16 protein-coding genes are annotated in these 19,980 nt (G+C 65.5%); 2 read left to right on the forward strand and 14 right to left on the reverse strand.

From position 1 onward, the window contains the following. Positions 1-12 precede the first annotated feature (12 nt). From PSO31014_RS14765 to dsbD, 7 genes are all read right to left on the reverse strand, one after another. Positions 13-876, reverse strand: a complete 864-nt coding sequence (locus tag PSO31014_RS14765; RefSeq protein WP_150552270.1) for a uracil-DNA glycosylase — start codon at positions 874-876, stop codon at positions 13-15. A 67-nt stretch (positions 877-943) separates the two neighbouring features. Next, positions 944-1,639, reverse strand: a complete 696-nt coding sequence (locus tag PSO31014_RS14770) for a CYTH domain-containing protein (protein WP_150552271.1) — start codon at positions 1,637-1,639, stop codon at positions 944-946. A 65-nt stretch (positions 1,640-1,704) separates the two neighbouring features. Next, positions 1,705-2,517: an indole-3-glycerol phosphate synthase TrpC gene (trpC, locus tag PSO31014_RS14775; protein WP_150552272.1), complete on the reverse strand. Its 813-nt coding sequence runs from the start codon at positions 2,515-2,517 to the stop codon at positions 1,705-1,707. A gap of 116 nt (positions 2,518-2,633) precedes the next feature. After that, complete coding sequence (gene trpD / locus PSO31014_RS14780; protein WP_150552273.1) at positions 2,634-3,662, reverse strand: anthranilate phosphoribosyltransferase; 1,029 nt, start codon at positions 3,660-3,662, stop codon at positions 2,634-2,636. An 80-nt stretch (positions 3,663-3,742) separates the two neighbouring features. Continuing rightward, complete coding sequence (locus PSO31014_RS14785; RefSeq protein ID WP_150552274.1) at positions 3,743-4,330, reverse strand: anthranilate synthase component II; 588 nt, start codon at positions 4,328-4,330, stop codon at positions 3,743-3,745. Positions 4,331-4,708: 378 nt separating this feature from the next. Then, a complete protein-coding gene (locus tag PSO31014_RS14790; protein ID WP_150552275.1) occupies positions 4,709-5,539 on the reverse strand; it encodes a TlpA disulfide reductase family protein in 831 nt (276 codons plus the stop codon). Continuing rightward, positions 5,536-7,398 (reverse strand): protein-disulfide reductase DsbD, encoded by a 1,863-nt coding sequence (dsbD, locus tag PSO31014_RS14795; protein WP_150552276.1) that lies wholly within the window; start codon positions 7,396-7,398, stop codon positions 5,536-5,538. Before dsbD ends, PSO31014_RS14790 begins: the two co-directional genes overlap by 4 nt. A gap of 203 nt (positions 7,399-7,601) precedes the next feature. On the opposite strand from dsbD, the gene PSO31014_RS14800 reads away from it, so the two are divergent. Together PSO31014_RS14800 and PSO31014_RS14805 are read left to right on the forward strand one after the other, a co-directional pair. Continuing rightward, entirely contained in the window at positions 7,602-8,267 is a 666-nt protein-coding gene (locus PSO31014_RS14800; protein WP_150552277.1) for a response regulator, read from the forward strand. Then, positions 8,264-9,673 (forward strand): ATP-binding protein, encoded by a 1,410-nt coding sequence (locus PSO31014_RS14805; RefSeq protein WP_150552278.1) that lies wholly within the window; start codon positions 8,264-8,266, stop codon positions 9,671-9,673. Before PSO31014_RS14800 ends, PSO31014_RS14805 begins: the two co-directional genes overlap by 4 nt. A gap of 38 nt (positions 9,674-9,711) precedes the next feature. On the opposite strand, the gene PSO31014_RS14810 is transcribed toward PSO31014_RS14805, so the two are convergent. The 7 genes from PSO31014_RS14810 to rpe all read right to left on the reverse strand — a co-directional run bounded on the left by PSO31014_RS14810 (position 9,712) and on the right by rpe (position 19,915). After that, complete coding sequence (locus PSO31014_RS14810) at positions 9,712-10,902, reverse strand: ABC transporter permease (protein ID WP_246176646.1); 1,191 nt, start codon at positions 10,900-10,902, stop codon at positions 9,712-9,714. Continuing rightward, the gene (gene rbbA / locus PSO31014_RS14815) at positions 10,902-13,697 is read right to left on the reverse strand and encodes a ribosome-associated ATPase/putative transporter RbbA (protein WP_174976523.1); all 2,796 of its coding nucleotides are present in this window, start codon (positions 13,695-13,697) and stop codon (positions 10,902-10,904) included. The genes PSO31014_RS14810 and rbbA overlap by 1 nt, the downstream gene beginning before the upstream one ends. Before the next feature lie 10 nt (positions 13,698-13,707). Then, on the reverse strand, positions 13,708-14,781 hold the full coding sequence (locus PSO31014_RS14820) for an HlyD family secretion protein (RefSeq protein WP_150552279.1): 1,074 nt from the start codon (positions 14,779-14,781) through the stop codon (positions 13,708-13,710). A gap of 19 nt (positions 14,782-14,800) precedes the next feature. Further along, positions 14,801-16,324, reverse strand: coding sequence for an efflux transporter outer membrane subunit (locus PSO31014_RS14825; protein ID WP_150552280.1), 1,524 nt, complete (start codon positions 16,322-16,324; stop codon positions 14,801-14,803). Between the two features lie 301 nt (positions 16,325-16,625). Beyond that, entirely contained in the window at positions 16,626-18,131 is a 1,506-nt protein-coding gene (trpE, locus tag PSO31014_RS14830; protein WP_150552281.1) for an anthranilate synthase component I, read from the reverse strand. Positions 18,132-18,521: 390 nt separating this feature from the next. After that, on the reverse strand, positions 18,522-19,238 hold the full coding sequence (locus PSO31014_RS14835; RefSeq protein ID WP_150552282.1) for a phosphoglycolate phosphatase: 717 nt from the start codon (positions 19,236-19,238) through the stop codon (positions 18,522-18,524). Next, a complete protein-coding gene (gene rpe / locus PSO31014_RS14840) occupies positions 19,235-19,915 on the reverse strand; it encodes a ribulose-phosphate 3-epimerase (protein WP_150552283.1) in 681 nt (226 codons plus the stop codon). The genes PSO31014_RS14835 and rpe overlap by 4 nt, the downstream gene beginning before the upstream one ends. Positions 19,916-19,980 lie beyond the last annotated feature (65 nt).

Here is a 19,980-nt window from a genome sequence, read left to right on the forward strand (position 1 = left end):
CCTGCAACGCCCTTAGGCCGGCAGGCGCCAGTCGATGGGCGTCTTGCCGTGCTGTTCGAGGAAGGCATTGGCGGCGCTGAAGTGGCCGCAGCCCAGGAAGCCGCGATGTGCCGAGAGGGGCGAGGGGTGCGGGGCTTCAAGCAACAGATGACCGTGACCGGCAAGCAGCGGCGCCTTGGCCTGTGCATGGCTGCCCCACAGCAGGAAGACCAGCGGCCCTTGCCGGGCGGCCAGCGCCTTGAGCAACGTATCGGTACAGGCTTGCCATCCCCCCTTCTTGAACGGCTTCGCGTGACTTGCCGCGTTGCCCGCTTCCACGGTCAGCGTCGTGTTGAGCAACAGCACACCCTGTTTGGCCCAAGCATCGAGATTGCCGTGTGGCGGCGCAACGATCCCCAGATCGCGCTCGATTTCCTTGTAGATGTTTCGCAACGACGGCGGTACACGCACGCCGCGCTGCACGGAAAACGCCAGGCCGTGCGCCTGCGCGATGCCGTGATCGTCACCGTGATATGGGTCTTGCCCGAGGATCACGACCTTCACGTCCGAGGGCGAGGTCATGCGTAGCGCGTGAAAGATGTCCGCTGGGTAGACCGTCTTGCCGGCGGCGACTTCGGCGTCGACGTAACGGCACAGCGGCGCGTACGCCTCGCTCTCGACGAACGGCGCGACCATTGTCTTCCAGTCGTGGGGCAATGCGGCGAACTGATCCTCGACGCGCCCCTTGAGCGGGCCGGCGACACCAGCGACATCGGCGAGTGGCTGCGGCGAAGCCGCCGTGTCGTTCGTTCCTGCCACCGGCGCCGGGTCGTCGAACAGCGAGCGTTGCCGTTCATCGGCTGGCGATGAGGATGCCGCGCGTGAGCGTGAGGTCATGCGATAAGTCGGTTGAGTGGACTAGGGAGAGAGACACGCGCATCGTGCGCGTGTCCGCGCGCGACGCTCAGCGATTGAGCACCTTTTGCCGCAGACGATACCCGCGCTGCGCCTTGCTCACATTGTCGCTCTGCAATTCGGGCAGTACGTCGCGCAATTCCTGCGCGAGCGCGTGCAGAATGCGATCGCCTTGACCCTCACGGTCGTCGTCCGGGGCGTCGAGCAATTCCAGTTCGACTTCCACGAGGGGTTCCGTGTGGCGTTTGCCGTCGGCCTCAACCGCGACTTCGCCACGGTCGAAGGCGATCTCGACCGCCGTGCCGTCCCCCGCGATATAGCGCCACAGGCGTCGCACGAAATTCGTCTCGAATTGGGCGACGACCTTCGCCCCTTCGGCGCGCAGCAAATCGGCTGTGCCGGGCACGTCGCAAGCGGCGATCAACTGGGGGAGTTCGAGCGCTTCGCCTTGTACGGCCTGCTCCCACTCGTGACGCACATGCAGCCCATCGCGGGCCTCACCCACCGACTTGAGCGTTTGCAGCCATTGTCCGGGGTGACCTTCGCGCGCCACGAAACGCAACCGCAGCGCGGCCTTCGCTTGCGCGAGCGCCAGCGCGGGCGTATCGAAATAGCGATTGACGAGACGCCGCTCGCCGCGGGCTTCTGCCCCGGGCAAACGGTCGAGATGGGAAATCAGCGCGTCGGCGCGCTCGGCTGACAGGTCGCCCGGGAGGGCCAGTTTGAGTTCGCGTTCGATGGCCATCGGGGCCGCTCCTGTGAGGGGGGGACGCCGCGCCATCGATCGCTCGCGTGGCGCGTGGCAAGGTATCAGCGGGGCATGTCGAACAGCGTGGCGAGGGCTTCGCCCGGCTCGGGCGCACGCATGAAGGCTTCGCCGACGAGGAAGGCATTGACGCCCGCTGCACGCATGCGTGTCACGTCGTCGCGCGAGAGGATACCGGACTCCGTCACGACGACCCGATCGTCCGGAATGTGCTTCAACAGTCCGAGTGTGGTGTCGAGCGACACTTCGAAGTTGTGGAGGTTGCGATTGTTGATGCCCAGCAACGGCGTGCTCAGTTCGAGCCCGGCGTCCAGTTCACGGCCATTGTGCACTTCGACGAGCACCGCCATGCCCAGCGAGTGGGCTTGCGCTTCCAGATCGCGCATATGGGCCAGCTCCAGCGCCGCGGCGATGAGCAAAATGCAGTCGGCGCCCATCTCGCGCGCTTCGTACACCTGGTAGGCGTCGATCATGAAGTCCTTGCGCAGCACCGGCAGATCGCAGGCGGCCCGCGCGGCCTTCAGATACTCGGGCGAGCCCTGGAAGAACTGCACGTCGGTGAGCACCGACAGGCAGGCCGCACCGCCTTTCTGATATGACTCGGCAATCTCCGGCGGGACGAAATGCTCGCGAATCACGCCCTTCGACGGGCTGGCTTTCTTGATCTCGGCGATTACGCCGGGCAGTCCGCCGTCGAGCTTGGTGCGCACCGCCCCCACGAAATCGCGCGTGCGCAGCGCGCTGTCGGCGACGGTGGCTTCGGCGTCGCGGCGCAGGCTCGCGAGGTCACGCACGCGCTTCGCAGCGGCGACTTCTTCAGCCTTGACGGCCAGGATCTTGTCGAGAACGGTAGACATATCGATGGATGATTCGGGGGCTACTGAATATGAGGGGCGCTATCGTAAAAGACGCCCGACGTGATCGAAATCGGGAGCAGCTCGACGCGGCACCTGCGGGGTGCCGACGGCAGGCTTTATCCCTTGAAGCGCTGCGTGAAGGCGACGAACTCGTCGAGCTTCGCGCGCGCCGCGCCGCTGGCGATCGACTCGCGCGCCATCTCGATGCCTTGGCCGATCGACGCTGCGCGGTTGGCCGCGTACAGCGCGGTACCAGCGTTGAGCGCGACAATCTCGCGGGCGGTGCCCGGCTTGTTGTCGAGCGCTTCGATCAACATCGTCTTCGATTCGTCGGCGCTGCCGACCTTCAGGCCGCGATTGCTCACCATCTGCAGGCCGAAGTCTTCGGGATGAATCTCGTACTCGGTGACCTTGCCGTCCTTCAACTCGCCCACCAGCGTGGCGGCGCCGAGCGACACTTCGTCCATGCCGTCCTTGCCGTAGACCACGAGCACGTGTTCGGCGCCCAGACGCTGCATCACGCGCACCTGGATACCGACCAGATCGGGGTGGAACACGCCCATCAACTGGTTCGGCGCGCCGGCCGGATTGGTGAGCGGCCCGAGAATGTTGAAGATCGTGCGCACGCCCATTTCCTTGCGCACGGCCGCCACGTTCTTCATCGCCGGATGATGGTTCGGCGCGAACATGAAGCCGATGCCGACTTCGCGCAGACACTCGGCGACCTGCTCGGGCGAGAGCATGATGTTCACGCCCAGGGCCTCGAGCACGTCGGCGCTGCCCGACTTGGAACTCACGCCGCGGTTGCCGTGCTTGGCGACCTTAGCGCCCGCGCCCGCTGCCACGAACATCGACGCGGTGGAGATATTGAACGTATGCGACACATCGCCGCCGGTGCCCACGATATCGACGAAATGCTCGCCGGGGGGGGCGTCGACATGGTTGGCGAACTCGCGCATCACTTGCGCGGCGGCGGCGATCTCACCGATGGTTTCCTTCTTCACGCGCAGGCCGGTGATGATGGCCGCGCACATGACCGGGGAAATCTCGCCCTTCATGATGAGACGCATCAGGTGCAGCATCTCGTCGTGGAAGATTTCACGGTGCTCGATGGTGCGCTGCAGGGCTTCTTGCGGGGTAATCATGGCTTGCTCTCTCGTCGGTCGGATCGGCTCGGGTGGCTCAGGTGGCTCAGGTGGCTCAGGTGGCTCGCTCGGGGCGGTGCTCATGCAGCCTGCGCCACGCGCGGTGCGGCTTGCAGGAAATTGCGCAGCACGTCGTGGCCGTGCTCCGACAGAATCGATTCAGGGTGGAACTGCACGCCTTCGACATCGAGCGTCTTGTGACGCACGCCCATGATCTCGCCGTCGTCCGTCCAGGCGGTGACTTCGAGGCAGTCGGGCAGCGATGCGCGCTCGATGGCCAGCGAGTGATAACGCGTGACGGTAAAGCGCTTGGGCAAATTCGCGAACACGCCTTGTTGGATGGTCTCGATCTCGCTCACCTTGCCATGCATGATTTGCTGGGCGCGCACGACCTTGCCGCCAAAGGCTTCGCCAATCGCCTGATGGCCGAGGCAGACGCCGAGAATCGGAATCTCACCGGCGAAGCGCTTGAGCACGTCGAGCGTGATGCCCGCGTTGGCCGGACAGCTCGGACCCGGCGAGAGGCAGATGCGCTCGGGGGCGAGTTCGGCAATGGCGTCGAGCGTGATTTCGTCGTTGCGAAAGACCCGTACGTCTTCGCCCAATTCACCGAAGTATTGGACGATGTTGTAGGTAAACGAGTCGTAGTTGTCGATCATCAGCAGCATGATGGTCCCTGTTCGTCGGGTGACAAAGGATTGTCGAACGCATGAGATTTGCGAATTCCCCCTGAGCGTGCCCCCACATTGAGTTCGCGATCCGCGGGGGAGGGCGCTATGGGGATGAGATAGACGTGGCGGGTTACCGCCACCAGCGCAGGGCGGCGGTCAGAGGCGACCAGAGGAGGGGGGAAGATTGACGCGACTTCATAGTGACGACGATTGTAGCAGTATCTGCGGGGTGTCGTGGGCGGGGCGTCGCAAAAAGCAATCGATCGACGGGTTTCTCGCGCGATCGAGCCATTTCTCGCAAGAATGTAAGTGTCCCGGCGGCGGTCGTTCGACGATTCTGCGACGCCCGGGCCGCGCTGTGCCCGGGTTGTTCGTCTAGGGGGGCAGCGGCACCGGAGAGCGGTGAAGTCGGCGTTGCAGCGTGTCGCGCAGACGCGCCGCCGTCAATTCGCCCAAATGCGCATCGACCAGACGACCCTGCGTATCGTAGAACAGCGTGGTGGGCATTGCGCGCGCGCTCACCGCCTGCATGGTTTGCGATGCGGAGTCGAGCAGCAGGTGGTCGAACTGCAGCCCTTGCGACTGCACGAATGCTTCGACCGTATGCGCGGCTTCGCCCTGATTGATCATCAGGAACGTCACGTCGGGATAGTCCGCTTGGGCCTTTTCCAGCACGGGCATTTCGCGACGGCAGGGCGGGCACCAGCTTGCCCACAGATTGATCACGACGGGGCGGCCACGATAGGCATCGAGCGGCACGGGCCGGCCGTCGACCGTCGCGAGCGTCAGCGACGGCAGCGGCGGTGCGGTGCGTTGCAGGGCGCTCAGCCCGGCTTGTGCGGCGCCCCAGAGTGCCACGCCCGCGACGAAGCCGCATAGCATCGGGCGACGCGCCGACGAATCACAGCGCACACGCCACAGCGCCCAGCCCAGTGCGACGGCCACCCCGACCCAAACCGTGAAGCCACCATCGCCAATCGCAACGATGGACAGCGGGGCGGCGGCGTAATCGGACCACCAGCGCAGCACGTAGGCGGCGCGCGCGGCGAGCAGGCCGATGAAGAGCGCGTCGAGCAACAGGCTCGCTGCCGTGCGGCGTGCCGTGGCATCCGTGCCACGCAGGAGATAACGCGCGACGAGCCAGGCCAGCAACGCCGCTGCCGCCACGGCGACCGTCGATATGGAAAACGGGCCAAGGCTGGTCATGCGATCCCCGCGGCATCGAGACGGCGCAGGAAGCTACGTGCATCCAGCTCGCCGACCATGCGTTGCGCGCGCACCTCCTGACCGTTCGCATCGATGAGAATGAGCGTGGGCGGGCCGAGCACCCCCCACCGTTTCATCAGGGTCTGGTCGATCGCATCGTTCTTCGTCACGTCCGGGCGCAGCACTTGCATCGTCGCCAGGCGAGCCGCGACCCCCGGATCGCCGAACACATTGCGCTCGATGACATGGCAGCTCACGCACCAGTCGGCGTAGAAGTCGATCAACGTCCATTGCCCCTTCGCCACCGCCTGAGCAATGCGCGCATCGACATCCTCCGTCGACTTGACGCCGACATAGTCGAATCGTTTGCCGCTCTGCGCGGCCGCGCCATTCGTGACTGACGCGTTCGCCCGTGCGAGAGGACTGAGTACGGCATCGCTGCCGGACGCGGCGCCCACAAGCATCAGCACCGACCAGATGCCGGCCAACGACGACGCGAACAGCAGCGTCCATCCTGAGGACTGGCCGCGCATCGTCCACGCCCACGCGCCCAGCCCGACAGCGAGACCGAGGCCGAGCGCGCCCCACAGCATCAGGCTGACGCTGCCGGGGAGGAAGCGGCTCAACATCAGAATGGCCATGGCCGTCATGACATACGCGAATGCGACTCGCACGCGCACCATCCAGGTGCCCGGACGCGGCAGAATCCGCGCGCCGAACAGGGCAATGGCCAGCAACGGCAGTCCCATGCCGACGCCCAGCGCAAACAGCGCGATGCCGCCTGTCCACGCATTTCCCGTCTGACCGATATACAGCAAGGCGCCGGCGAGCGGGGCCGTCATGCACGGGCCGACGAGCAGCGCCGAGAGCAGGCCGAGTGCGGCGGCACCGGTGAGGCTGCCGCCGGGGCGCTGCTGCCCCGTGGCGTTGAGCCGATGCGTCACGAACGCCGGCAGACGCAGCTCGAACAGACCGAACAACGACGCCGCCAGTACCAGAAAGAGTCCCGCGAACGCGCCGAGCAGCCAGGGCGATTGCAGTGTCGCCTGCAAATTGGCCCCGGCCAGGCCCGCCGCGACGCCCACCGACGCATACGTCAGCGCCATCGCCATCACATACGACAGCGAGAGTGCCAGCGCCCGCAACGGCGCCGGACGATGGCCCACGATCATCGTCGAGACGATAGGGATCATCGGCAGCGTGCACGGCGTGAAGGCCAGCAGCAAGCCGAAGCCGAAGAACAACAGCGTGCCGGTGACGGGGCCCAGCGAGGCGAGCCGCTGCGCCGCCGCCTGGTCCTCCGCCAGCGGCGTGGCGTTATCGGCGGCGGGCGTCGCGGGGAGATTAAGGGGAGCCGGCGTAAGGGAGGTGCCGGAGGCAAGGGAGGTGCCGGAGGCAACCGGACTGGCCGAGGTGGGAGGGATCGCCGGGATGACTGCGCCAGAGGTTAAGCCGGCGGGCAAGGAGATCGTCATCGTTTGCGGCGGATAGCAGATGCCGGCGTCGGCGCAGCCCTGCCAGTGCAGCGTTACCGGACCGGGCGTCGTTGCGGGCAGATGCATGCGCAACGCATCGCCGGTATAGATCTCGGTCTCGCCGAAGAACTCATCGGTGTGTGTCGACCCTGCCGAGAGCGTCAGCGCCACGGGGCTGCCCGACGCATCTTCAGCGCGCAGCGAATGACGATAAACGTAGTAGTCCTTTGCAACATGGCCGACGACGTCGAGCCGGCCGTCAACGTGGCTGACCGGGGAAAGCGTGAGCACCTGAGACGCCTCCAGGAACTTCGGCGTGATCGGCCAGGGCAAGGCATCGGCGGTGCGCGTCCAGCCGATCGTACCGAGAAAAATCACAAACATGAAAAAAGCGCGACGTAGCAAATCTGTTCTCCCGCGGAAATCCCGAAGCAGGCAAGAGTGTGGCCTATGCCGATTAACCGAGAGTTAACGAGCGTTTGCGCTTGGGTCGGGTGTGGGTGATACGCCGACACCTGCGGGATCGCGGTCCAATTCATTACGCAAAGTACGTAACATGGCGCGATATTCACAAGAGGTGCGGAATCGTGCGAGTGCTGTTGGTGGAAGACGACGACTTGATTGCGAGCGGCATTGTCGCGGGGCTGAACGCGCTGGGTATCGCGGTCGAGTATGCGGCGTGTGGTGCGGCGGCGGTGGCGGCGCATGCGGAAAACACGTTCGATGCGCTGGTGCTCGATCTGGGTTTGCCCGATGGCGATGGCCTCGGCGTTCTCGCAGAAATTCGCGCGATCGAGCGCGACGTGCCCGTCCTGATCCTGACGGCGCGCGACGGCATCGAGCACCGCATTGCCGGCTTGAATGGCGGGGGTGACGATTACATGGTCAAGCCGTTCGACCTGCGTGAGTTGGCGGCGCGACTGCACGCGTTGATTCGCCGGGTGCAGGGGCGTGCGGCCCCGATCATCGAGGCCGGACCGCTGCGGCTGGAGCCGGCGAGCGGACTGGTGTGGCTCGATGGCGAGCCGGTCGAACTCTCGCGCAAGGAAGTCGACTTGCTGACGCATCTGGCGAGCTGTCGAGGCCGGTGGCTCACGCCCGACATGTTGCACGAGCGGCTGTATGGGTTGACCGACCGACTGGGCAGCAATGCGTTGAACGTACACATTCACAACGTGCGTCGAAAACTGGGGGGCGGTGTCATTCAGACGGCGCGGGGCTTGGGCTACCGGTTGGGATGGGCGTTGTCATGAGTCTTCGTTTGCGTGCGGTATTGATCGCTGGCGTGGCGCTTGTCGTGCTCTGGGCGGCGGTGGCGGGGTGGATGATGCGAGGGGTGCAAGCGAATCTTGACCGGACACTCGACGAGCGCCTTGCGATGTCGGCCCGGATGGTGTCGGGACTGTTGGCGCGGGCTGCGCTGTCGCCGCTTGCCCCGGGCGTTGGCAAGGCTGACTGGGGCGACGTCATTCGTGTGGGCAGCGACGATGGGATTGCGTGCGAGATTCGGTCGGTGCATGGTGCGGTGCTGGCGCGCACCGAGGGCGGGCCACAGTCGGCCGAGCGGTCGTTGCCGCTGGGTTTGAGCACCATGGTGTTCGAAGGCAAGCGTTGGCGAATCTACGTTTTGCAGGACGAACGCGGGTATCAGGTGATGACGGCTGACGGGCTCGACAAGCGGGCCGCGCTGACGGGCGCGTTGCTGCGGGCCGTGGGTGTGCCGTTCATGATTGCGGTGGTGGGTGGCTTGATGGCGTTGTGGATCGGCATTGGACGCGGGTTGTTGCCCTTGGAGGCGTTGCGATTGGCGTTGCGTCGCAAGCATGTCGACGACACGGCGCCCGTCGACCTGGGGCGTGCGCCGACCGAGCTGCGGCCGGTCGTCTCGGCGCTTAACGGGTGGCTGGACCGGCTGACTCAGGCGATGGCGTATCAGCGGGCGTTCACCGATGCGGCGGCACATGAATTGCGCACGCCTTTGACGGCGGTGGACACGCACTTGCAGGTGGCGGAGCTCACGCAGGGCGAGCCGGCCAGGCGGGCGTTGCATCAGGCGGGGGTGGGCGTGCGTCGCTTGCGGCATACGCTCGATCAGATGATGACGCTTGCGCGTGCGGAGGCGCCTGAGCATTCGCCGCAGGCGTGCAAGTCGGTGCGCGAGGTTCTGGAGGGCGTTCTTGCCGCGGGGGAGGAGACGGATCGGGGCCCCGTTCCGCTGCGAGTTGGGTCACTGTCTGAGTGGCGGAGTGGGGCCCCGGTCCGTCGTGACGTACCTCGGATCGCATTCAGCATGTCGTGCGAGGACGGGGGCACACCGATCCCTCGTTCGATGCTTGGCACGGCGGTGCGCAATCTCGTGGATAACGCTCTGCGGTATTCCCCGGCGGAGTGTCCGATCGAAGTGACGGTAGGAATGGACGACCATCGTCGGCAGTACTGCATCGTGGTAGGCGACAGGGGCCCGGGCCTGGCGCCGGAGCAGGCGATGCGACTGGGTCAGCGTTTCTGGCGCGGCGATCAGGGTCGGCAGCAGGGTGAGGGGTCGGGCTTGGGGATTTCCATCGTGCAGGCCATCGCCTCGCGCTTTGGCGCCACGCTCGAGTTTGCGTCTCGCGATGGCGGTGGGTTGCTGGCGCGGTTGTACGTGCCCGTTGGCTGATGAGCGACCCATCGCACCTATCCCAGCCATCGCACGCGTTAAGCCATAGAACTGAGCGTGCGACGAAACCGTCGCAGTGAGATGGCGAAGAGCACGGCCCCGATGAGTGCGAGCGCCATGAATTGCGTCCACACCACGCCGATCCCAGCCCCTCGGAACAGGATGGCCTGACTCAGTTCGACGAAATGCGTAGTGGGCGCGGCCAGCATGATGTCCTTCACCAGGGGCGGCATGCTCTCGCGCGGCGTGTTCGCGCCCGAGAGCATTTCCAGTGGCAGCAGCACCAGAATCAGCAACATGCCGAACTGCGGCATCGACCGCGCTAGCGTCGCGAGAAAAATTCCCATCGACGTGGTGGCGAACAAGTGCAGCGTTGCCCCCAGCAGGAACAGTGCCACCGACCCGCCGATCGGCACATGCAGCGCACCGCTCACGATCAGCCAAAGCGACATGGCGGCGGCGATCAGCACCACCAATCCCATCGACCAGATCTTCGCCGCCATGATTTCGGTCGGTGTCACCGGCATGACCAGCAGATGCTCGATCGTGCCGTGCTCGCGCTCGCGAATGAGGGCGGCGCCCGTGAGGATGATCGAGAGCATCGTGATGTTGTTGACGATCTCCATGAGCGCGCCGAACCACGCGCGCTCCAGCGTCGGGTTGAAGCGCACGCGCAACGCCAGATCGATCGGCAATGCCGGGTTCGACCGGTATCGCTGGAGGAACTCGCGCACCTCCGCCGAGACGATCTGTTGCACATAGCCGCTGCCGGTGAACGCCTGACTCATGCGCGTGGCGTCGACATTGAGCTGGACTTCGGCCGCCCGTCCCGCCAGCAAGTCGCGCTGAAAATTCGGCGGAATGTTCAACGCGAACGTGTACGCGCCTTCGTCCATGCCCCGGTCGACGGCGTTCGCCGTAATCATGCGCGGCGTGGTGAACTGCGGCGGATAGAACGCCGAGATGATGCGCTGCGAGAGCGGCGAAACGTCTTCGTCCACTATCGCGATGGGCGCGAGATGCAGGGTGTCGGGCAGTGCTGTCGCAGCGGAATAGACCGATGCCGTGAACGTATAGACAATGAGCACCAGCATCATCGCATCGCGCGCCAGACTCCATAGCTCCTTGACGCCGAGCCGATAAATGTTCGCCAGATGTCGCGACCACGGATGCGGATCCTGTGGCGGTGCATCGGGACGAGCGGCCTGCGGCGGCGTCGGGCTTGCCATCACGACTCCTGTTTTTTGAGCAGCAGGATCGTGGCGCCCAGTACCACGGGCACCGCGATCATCATCGGCCAGAACGCGTTGCCGAGATCGGAAAACCCGAGCGCCTTGTTGAACACGCCGCGGCTGATGATCAACATGTAGCTCGACGGATAGATCTCGCCGATGATCCGGCCCGAGCCCTCCATCGAAGGCACCGGCGTGAGCATCCCGGAAAACTGGATCGCCGGAATCATGGTGCCGATCATCGTGAAGAACAGCGCCGCAATCTGGCTGCGGGTGAAGGTGGACGCCAGCAGGCCAATGCCCGTGGCGACGACGTTGAAAATGAAGACGGCGCTCACGAGCGTCAGGAAGCTGCCCTTGATCGGCACGCCGAACAGCGTCACCGCGATGATCGCCATGAGCAGGAAGTTCAGCATGGCAAGTGCAACGTACGGAATTTGCTTGCCGATCAGGAATTCCGTGCGGGTGACCGGTGTTACGTACAGATTCAGGATCGAACCGAGTTCCTTTTCCCGCACCACCGACAGGGCCGTGAGCATGGCGGGCAGCATCAACAAGAGCAGTGGAATCACGGCCGGCACCATCGCGGGAAGACTCTTCACATCGGGGTTATAGCGATACCGGGTCTCGATGTCGAGCGACGCCGTCGGACGCACGCCGAGGCGGTGCAATGACTGATCCGCCAGCCAGGTCTGGTGCATCCCCTGCACGTAGCCCTGCACCGTCTCGGCGCGCATCGGCATTGCCCCGTCGATCCATGCGCCGATCTCGACCGCCTTGCCGCGTAACACGTCGCGTGCGAAGCCCGGCGGGATCTCGATGGCCAGCGCCAGTTCGCCGTCGCGCAGTCGCCGGTCCATATCGGCGTCGTCCTTGATGGGCGGTTGCTCGATGAAGTAGCGCGACCCCGCGATATTGAGCGCGTAGTTCTGGCTCAACGTGGTCTGGTCGCGGTCGAGCACGGCGTAGCGCAAATCTTCCACGTCCATGCTGATTCCGTAGCCCATCACCAGCATCAACACGAGCGAGCCCACCAGCGCAAGCGTGGCGCGCACAGGGTCGCGCTGCAGCTCCAGCGTCTCGCGCCAGAGATAGCTGAGCAGGCGGCCGAGGGAGAATGCCTTGTGCTGAGGGGGCCCCGTTTCGACGAAGACAGTTGATTCAGGCGGGTTGGTCGTGTCAGGCGATGCTGGCGCCAGCGATGCACCGCCACCCGCTTCGACCAGATAATCGATGAAGGCCTGCTCGAGCGTAGCCGCGCCCTTGTCGTGCGTGATCTTCGCGGGCGGATCGGACACGAGCACCTTGCCCGCGTGCATCAACGAGATGCGGTCGCAGCGCTCCGCCTCGTTCATGAAGTGTGTGGAGATGAAGATGGTCACGCGATCCCGGCGCGACAATGCCACCAGCAGACGCCAGAAGTTATCGCGCGCGATCGGATCGACCCCCGACGTCGGCTCATCGAGAATCAACAGTTCGGGCTTGTGCACCATCGCCACGGCGAGCGACAGGCGCTGACGCATGCCAAGCGCAAGGGTGTCGGGCAGTGCGCCGAGCACGTCCGCCAGACCGAAGCGGCGCGCCATCTCCGCCACGCGTGCGCCGACCTCGGCCTCGGGCACATGGAACAGCCTGGCGTGCAGCACGAGGTTTTGATGCACCGTCAGCTCGGTGTAGAGCGAGAACGCCTGGGACATATAGCCCACGCGGCGGCGCGTGCCGATGTCCTTCGGATCGACTTCGTGGCCGAAGAGCCAGGCCTGGCCATCGCTCGCTTGCAGCAGGCCGGTGAGCATCTTCATCGTGGTGGTCTTGCCGCAACCGTTCGAGCCGAGGAAGCCGAAGATCTCGCCGCGGCGAATGCGGAAGTCCACGTGGTCGACCGCAACGAAATCGCCGAAGCGCATCGTGAGGTCCTTGGCTTCGATGGCGATCTCCGTGTGCTCGTCGATCGGCAGCGGCGGGATCGCGACGGGCTCGTAGCCGCGCGTCTTCTCCGCAGGCAGCAGGTCGATGAACGCCGCTTCCAGAGTGTCTCGCCGCGTGTGCGCAAGCAACTCGGCGGGCGTGCCGGTCGCGAGCACCTTGCCCGCGTCCATGGCGACGAGCCAGTCGAAGCGCTGTGCCTCATCCATATACGCGGTGGCGACGATCACGCTCATCGTCGGTCGCGCGCGACGAATCCGCGCGATCAACTCCCAGAACTGAGCGCGTGCGAGCGGATCCACACCCGTTGTGGGCTCGTCGAGCACCAGCAAATCGGGATCGTGAATCAGCGCGCAACACAGCCCGAGCTTCTGCTTCATGCCCCCCGAGAGCTTGCCCGCCGGCCGGTCGAGAAACGCGTGCAGGCCCGTGCTGTGCGTGAGGTCATCGATGCGGCGGCGACGCTCCGGGGCGTCATGACCGAAGAGCCGAGCGAAGAATTGCAGGTTCTCTTCGACGGAGAGCGTCGGGTAAAGATTCTTGCCGAGCCCTTGCGGCATGTAGGCGATACGCGGACACACGCGGTCGCGGTGTGCCTTGCTCGCCATGTCGCCGCCGAGCGCTTCGACCGTGCCCGTTTGCACCACCCTGGCGCCCGCGATGAGCGACAGCAGGGTGGACTTGCCGACGCCGTCGGGACCGATCAGACCGACCATGCCGTGGGCGGGGAGGTCCAGGCTGACGTTGTCCAGCGCAACCGTCTTGCGGCCGTAACGCAGCGTCACGCCGGCGACATGCACCACCGGCGGTAAGCGGCTGCCGGGCGGGGACGACAGCGAAGGCGAAGGTGAAGGAGGCACCGTCATGATGCGCGGCTCACTGCGGCAGCTTCGTCTGCAGTTGGGTTGGCCACGGCACCTGACTGTCGGTCTTCACCCAAGCGACGCCGGGCAGGCCCGTCTTCACGAGCTTCAGATGCTGTTGCAGCAATTCGGGCGCAATCTGCGCGCGCACGCGGAACATCAGCTTCTGGCGCTCGCTCTCGGTCTCGACGGTCTTCGGCGTGAACTGCGCCGTGCTGGAGACAAAGGACAGGGTCGCGGGAATGACGTACTGGGGCGCCGCGTCGAGCACGATGCGAACGTCGGCGCCCATGGCGAGACGGCCGGCCACCGTTTCCGGCAGGAAGAACGTCATGTAGACATCCGACAGGTCGACGAGGTTGAGCACCTTGCCGCCCGCCGCCAGCACTTCGCCGGGTTGGGCCACGCGAAATTGCACGCGGCCGTCGCGCGGCGCCTTGAGTTCGCTGTCGGCAATGTCGGCTTCGATACGGTGGATGGTGGCCTGCGCGGCTTCGACCGTCGATTTCGCGCCAATGACCTGGGCGTTGGCCGCTTCCACGGCCGATTGCGCGGCGGCGACCTGCGCGCGCGCCGCGGTGACGGCGGCGCGCGTGCTGCGAACGCGCGCACGATCGTCGTCCAGCTCCTGCACCGACGACGCGCCTTCTTTCGACAGGGTCTCCGAGCGCGACAGACGCCGCCCGGCGGCATCCAGTTCGGCCTCGCGTGCCGCCACGTTTGCCTCGGCGGTCGCCTTGTCCGACACGCGCGCGGCGGCCTGCGCCCGAATTGCCGCGACGTTGGTCACGGCCTGTCGATACTGGGCGCTGGCTTCATCGCGCTGCGCGTTGAGCGTGTCGATCTGCATCTTGGCAAGCACCTGGCCCGCCTTCACGAAATCGCCTTCCCGAACGTAGATGGCGTCGACACGCCCGCCGAGCTTGGTGGCGATGTCGACTTCGGTGGCTTCGATGCGGCCGTTCCCGCTGGCAAACCCTTTTCCCGGGCCGGCGTTTCGGAAGGTCGTCCATCCATACCAACCCAGACCGATCACGGCGAGCACGATCAGTGCGGGAACCAGCGTCTTGGCGTTGGGGAGCGTCATGGGGGCTGACCTCGGATATTTAGTGAGCGGCCGGCGCGGTGTTCGCCGGACTCGCTGCGCCGGCCGGGCCAGCAGGTGGCGGCACGATGACGCGCGGTGTGCGAGCGAACGGCCCGCCCGGGGCATCCGCCGCGGGCATGAGCCGGCTGCCGCCGCCGAGCGCCGTGTAGAGCGACACCCGTGCGGAGAGCAGCGCGCGGCGGGTCTGCACGGTCTGTTGCTCGATGGCGAGGAGGTCGCGTTGGGCGTCGAGCACTTCGAGAAACGCGGCCGCGCCGTGGTCGTAGCGCAGCTTGGCGAGCCGTGCGCGCTCGGCTTGGGCGTCCTGCGTGGCTTGCAGGATCGTGACCTGATCGGCCAACCAGCGGCGCGCACTCAGGGCGTCGGCCACATCGCGAAATGCCCCCTGGATCGTCTTCTCGTAATTCGCGACCGACGCCACGCGCTGCGCTTCGGCGAGGTCGAGATTGTTGACGAGGCGTCCGCCCTGGAAGATCGGCAGGCTGAAGCTTGGCGTAAACGTCCAGGCGGCGCTTCCGGCCTTGAACAGACCGTCGAGCGCGCTGCTCGCCGTGCCCACCGAGCCGGTGAGCGTGATCTGCGGGAAGAACGCCGCGCGCGCCGCGCCGATGTTGGCGTGTGCCGCGCGCAACTGATATTCCGCCGCGATGATGTCGGGCCGGTCTTCCAACAACGAGGACGGCAGGCCGGGGTCGAGTTCGCGCATCAGACGGGCGTCGTCGACCGTGGTGTCGAGGGCCGGCGCAGACGTGTCGATCGGCGCGCCCACGAGCACCTGCAGCGCGTGGGCCTGTGCGGCACGCTGTTGCTGGAGTTGCGCGACGAGCGCGCGGGCCTGCTGCCAGAGGGTCGTGACTTCGGTGAGATCGAGCTTCGAGGTCGCGCCGACTTGCTCGCGGCGCGTGAAAATGCGCAGCGACTCGGCGCGGCTGTCGACCGTCTGCTGCGCCAAGGCGATGCGCTCGTCGAGTTCGCGCAGGCTCAGCCACGTTAGCGCGACCTGCGAGATCAGGCTGAGCGCCAGCGCACGCCTGGCGGCATCGGACGCCAGATAGTCGTCGAGCGCGGCATCCTTCAGATTGCGGATCCGCCCCCAGAAGTCCAGTTCCCACGTCGACAGACCGAGGCCGACCTGATACTGGCTGCTGATATAGGGGTTGCCGGTGAGACTGAGATCGCCGGGCAGACGTTGACGTGTCTGGCTGGCCCCCACGCCGAGCGACGGAAGCAGATCGGCGCGTTGAATCCCGTACACCGCTCGCGCTTGTTCGACCCGGGCGAGCGCGACGCGCAGATCGCGATTGTTGGCCAAGGCGGTGTCGATGAGCCCGCGCAACCGGGGATCGGCGAAATACTCGCGCCAGTCGAGCCCGGACGCCGACTGCGCGGCCGCCGTGGCGGGCGACGTGCCGACATCCGGGGGCCACACGTCGGCCACGGGCGGTGCCGGGCGTTCGTAGCGGGGTGCCAGCGAAACGCAGCCGCCAAGCAGAGTCGTGACGAGCGCGGCAATCACGGGCATCGCGGCGGTGTTCGCGACGCCCGAACGCCTGGGTGAATTGCAGGGTTTCGCCATAGAAGTCCCAACCTCCCGACGGACACTTCACTATAGCGCGGCAACGCCGCAGGGCGTATGCGGGAGGGGGTGTAAATGGCGAACGCTTGTGCTAAATCAACAAGGGCTCCGAGTCGAGGTTCGATTCGGAGCCCTGCTTATTCCTCTATTGCACCCGGCCGATATTACCGAGGCCGCTGCGTCTCAAACGGGCGCAGGCGTGACATCGATGCGGCGGCGCGGCGCCTGGAAGGCTGCGCCGCACGGATCAGTATTCGGCGTCGAGGCCGTCCTGCACCTGCTCGGCCGCCCGCAGCACGGCGCGCGCCTTGTTTTCCGTCTCTTGCCATTCGGATTCGGGCACCGAGTCGGCCACGATGCCGGCCGCGGCCTGCACATAGAGATTGCCGTCCTTGACGACGCCGGTGCGGATTGCGATGGCGACGTCCATTTCGCCGCCGAACGAGAGGTAGCCCACGGCGCCGCCATACAGGCCGCGCTTGACCGGCTCGAGTTCGTCGATCAGTTCCATCGCGCGAACCTTCGGTGCGCCGGTGAGCGTGCCGGCCGGGAACGTCGCGCGCAGCACGTCGATGTTCGATAGCCCCGGTTGCAGCCGCCCTTCCACCGAGCTCACGATGTGCTGCACGTGCGAGTACTTCTCGATCACCATCTTGTCGGTGACTTCGACGGTGCCTGTTTGGGCAATGCGACCGACATCATTGCGCGCCAGATCGATGAGCATGACGTGTTCGGCGATTTCCTTCGGATCTCCAAGCAACTCGGTGGCCAGTTCGGCGTCGCGCTCGGGCGTGGCGCCACGCGGACGCGTGCCGGCAAGCGGGCGAATCGTCACGATTTCCTGCTCGCCGTCGGGCGTTTGCCGACGCTCCTGTCGCACGAGGATCTCGGGCGATGCGCCGACCACCTGGAAGTCGCCGAAGTTGTAGAAGTACATGTACGGCGACGGATTGAGCGAGCGCAGGGCACGGTAGAGCGAGAGCGGGGCGTCGCGATAGGGCTTGATAAGACGCTGGCCCACTTGCACCTGCATCAGCTCGCCGGCGGCGATGGCGTCCTTGGCTTTCGCCACGGCCGCGAGGTAGTCCGGCTTGGCGAATTCGCGGAAGGTTTCGGTGCGCACGCTGCCGGACGTGACCGGCGCGTCGACCGGCGCCTTCAGGCGAGTGCGCAGCTCGCGTAGACGCAGGCGAGCCTTCGAAAACGCTTCGGGCTGGGTCGGGTCCGCATAAATGATGAGGTAGAGCTTGCCGGTCAGGTTGTCGATCACGGCGAGTTCTTCGGTGAGCAGCAACTGGATGTCGGGCAGGTTCAGGTCGTCGTGCGGGGTGGTGTGCGCCAGTTTCTTCTCGATATAGCGCACGGCGTCGTAGCCGAAGTAGCCCGCGAGACCGCCGCAAAAGCGCGGCATGCCCGGGCGCAGGGCCACCTTGAAGCGTGCCTGGAACTCGGTGATGAACGTCAGCGGGTCGCCGTCGTGCGTCTCGACGACGACGCCGTCACGTACGACTTCGGTCTTCGGGCCGAAGCTGCGCAGCAGCGTGTGGGCCGACAGGCCGATGAACGAGTAGCGGCCGAAGCGTTCGCCGCCGACTACCGATTCGAGCAGGAAGGTGTTCGCGCCGCGCCGATCGCCCAGCGCGAGCTTCAAATACAGCGAGAGCGGCGTGTCGAGATCGGCCAGCGCCTCGGCGATCAGCGGAATGCGGTTAAAGCCTTGGTTGGCCAGCGATTTGAATTCGAGTTCGGTCATATTGCACTCTGCCTGCAAGTTTGCCGGCGGGTGTTCCCGCAAATTCGGCGTGGATTGGCGTTGAGAATACCTGAGTCGTGTCGGGGTGGGGGGCTGACCCAAGAGGCGCCGCGGCGAACGCGCGCGCACCGGCAATGCGATGCGATGGCGCTTGCCGCGGCTCGGCGAACCCGCGCACTGTGTGAAACAGTGCGCCGAGGTATGACGTCTTGGGAACAACAACGATGCAAGAAACGGGTTGCCGAAGACGAACTTCAGCGGTCCCGGCCACCCCTTGGAAGGGTTCAGCAGGACCAGCGTCGCCAGGGCCAGGCCCCCCGGTCGATCACGCTCAGACTCCGTTTCTTGTTCAGGAACATGCGCTTGAATGCAGTGTGGAAGATGGCGAACTCAGCTCGCCAGTGCGGGCGTAGCCTTGGGCAAAATCGCCCGGGCGGCGCCCAGAATGGAGCCGACTATACCATCCGTGTCGATTGTTTGTACAGATTCGCCATGGTTGTAGCCATAAGGCACGGTCAACGATCGGCAGCCGGCCGCGCGGGCCGCCTGGGCGTCGTTGCCCGAGTCCCCGACCAGCACGGCTTGCGCCGGCGACACGCCGAAGACTTCGCACGCCTTGACGAGCGGCATCGGGTCCGGCTTGCGCCTGGGCCACGAGTCGCCGCCATACACGAGGTCGAACTGATCGGTCAGGTCGTAATGCGCGAGCAGCCCGACTGCGAAGCGATGTTGCTTGTTGGTGATGCAGGCCACGGGCAGACCGGCGGCGCGCAAGGCGGCCAGTCCTTCGCGCACTTCGGGATAGAGCGTCGTGTGCGCGCCATTGATCGACGTGTAGACGGCTTCGTACTTGTCCTGTGCCCGTTCGAACAGGTCGTCGATCTCGGCGTCGGCGAAGCGCTCGGCGAGGGTCTTGCGGATGAGATTGGCGGTGCCTTTGCCGACGAACGTCATCAGGCGCTCGGTCGGCACGGGCGCTGCGCCCAGATCGGCCAGCATGGCGTTCAGCGCCATGCCGAAGTCGCCCGCCGTGTCAACGAGCGTGCCGTCGAGGTCGATCAGCACCGCGCGAATGCCGTCCAGCTGAAGGTCTTGGGTATCGGTCATGCCACGCTCGCCAGTTGGGCGCGCATCTGGTCGATGACCGCCTTGTAGTCGGGTTTGCCGAAGATGGCGGAGCCGGCGACGAACGTGTCCGCCCCGGCGGCCGCGATCTCGGCGATGTTCTCGACCTTCACGCCGCCGTCGATTTCCAGACGAATCTCACGACCGGTCTCGGCCGTGTAGGCGTCGATGCGGGCACGCACGGCGCGCAGCTTGTTGAGCGCTTCGGAAATGAACGACTGGCCGCCGAAGCCGGGGTTCACCGACATGATGAGCACCATATCGAGACGATCCATCACGTGGTCGAGGTAATGCAGCGGCGTGCCCGGGTTGAATACGAGGCCGGCTTTGCAACCGTTGTCGCGAATCAGGGAGAGTGTGCGGTCGACATGTTCCGACGCTTCCGGGTGGAACGTGATCAGGTTCGCGCCCGCCTTGGCGAAATCGGGCACGATGCGATCGACTGGGCGTACCATCAGATGCACGTCGATCGGCACGTCCACGTGAGGGCGGATCGCCTCGCACACCATCGGGCCGATGGTGAGGTTGGGAACGTAATGGTTGTCCATCACGTCGAAGTGAATCCAGTCGGCGCCTGCCGCCACGACGTTACGGACTTCTTCGCCCAGCCGGGCAAAGTCGGCGGACAGGATGCTGGGGGCGATACAGAATTGCGTCATGGCGGGCGGGGGAAGGGCGTCAAAATCGACATTTTAAAGCTTTCGCTTGATGCCTGCCGGCCGTG

This window comes from Pandoraea soli (assembly GCF_902459595.1).
In the GTDB taxonomy this organism is placed as follows: Bacteria; Pseudomonadota; Gammaproteobacteria; order Burkholderiales; family Burkholderiaceae; genus Pandoraea; species Pandoraea cepalis.

What these genes read in the sequence shown, in the direction of transcription:
- PSO31014_RS14765 (WP_150552270.1), bottom strand. Translation starts at nt 876, where the DNA reads ATGACCTCACGCTCACGCGCGGCATCCTCATCGCCAGCCGATGAACGG.
- PSO31014_RS14770 (WP_150552271.1), bottom strand. Translation starts at nt 1,639, where the DNA reads ATGGCCATCGAACGCGAACTCAAACTGGCCCTCCCGGGCGACCTGTCA.
- trpC (WP_150552272.1), bottom strand. Translation starts at nt 2,517, where the DNA reads ATGTCTACCGTTCTCGACAAGATCCTGGCCGTCAAGGCTGAAGAAGTC.
- trpD (WP_150552273.1), bottom strand. Translation starts at nt 3,662, where the DNA reads ATGATTACCCCGCAAGAAGCCCTGCAGCGCACCATCGAGCACCGTGAA.
- PSO31014_RS14785 (WP_150552274.1), bottom strand. Translation starts at nt 4,330, where the DNA reads ATGCTGCTGATGATCGACAACTACGACTCGTTTACCTACAACATCGTC.
- PSO31014_RS14790 (WP_150552275.1), bottom strand. Translation starts at nt 5,539, where the DNA reads ATGACCAGCCTTGGCCCGTTTTCCATATCGACGGTCGCCGTGGCGGCA.
- dsbD (WP_150552276.1), bottom strand. Translation starts at nt 7,398, where the DNA reads ATGTTTGTGATTTTTCTCGGTACGATCGGCTGGACGCGCACCGCCGAT.
- PSO31014_RS14805 (WP_150552278.1), top strand. Translation starts at nt 8,264, where the DNA reads ATGAGTCTTCGTTTGCGTGCGGTATTGATCGCTGGCGTGGCGCTTGTC.
- PSO31014_RS14810 (WP_246176646.1), bottom strand. Translation starts at nt 10,902, where the DNA reads ATGGCAAGCCCGACGCCGCCGCAGGCCGCTCGTCCCGATGCACCGCCA.
- rbbA (WP_174976523.1), bottom strand. Translation starts at nt 13,697, where the DNA reads ATGACGGTGCCTCCTTCACCTTCGCCTTCGCTGTCGTCCCCGCCCGGC.
- PSO31014_RS14820 (WP_150552279.1), bottom strand. Translation starts at nt 14,781, where the DNA reads ATGACGCTCCCCAACGCCAAGACGCTGGTTCCCGCACTGATCGTGCTC.
- PSO31014_RS14825 (WP_150552280.1), bottom strand. Translation starts at nt 16,324, where the DNA reads ATGCCCGTGATTGCCGCGCTCGTCACGACTCTGCTTGGCGGCTGCGTT.
- trpE (WP_150552281.1), bottom strand. Translation starts at nt 18,131, where the DNA reads ATGACCGAACTCGAATTCAAATCGCTGGCCAACCAAGGCTTTAACCGC.
- PSO31014_RS14835 (WP_150552282.1), bottom strand. Translation starts at nt 19,238, where the DNA reads ATGACCGATACCCAAGACCTTCAGCTGGACGGCATTCGCGCGGTGCTG.
- rpe (WP_150552283.1), bottom strand. Translation starts at nt 19,915, where the DNA reads ATGACGCAATTCTGTATCGCCCCCAGCATCCTGTCCGCCGACTTTGCC.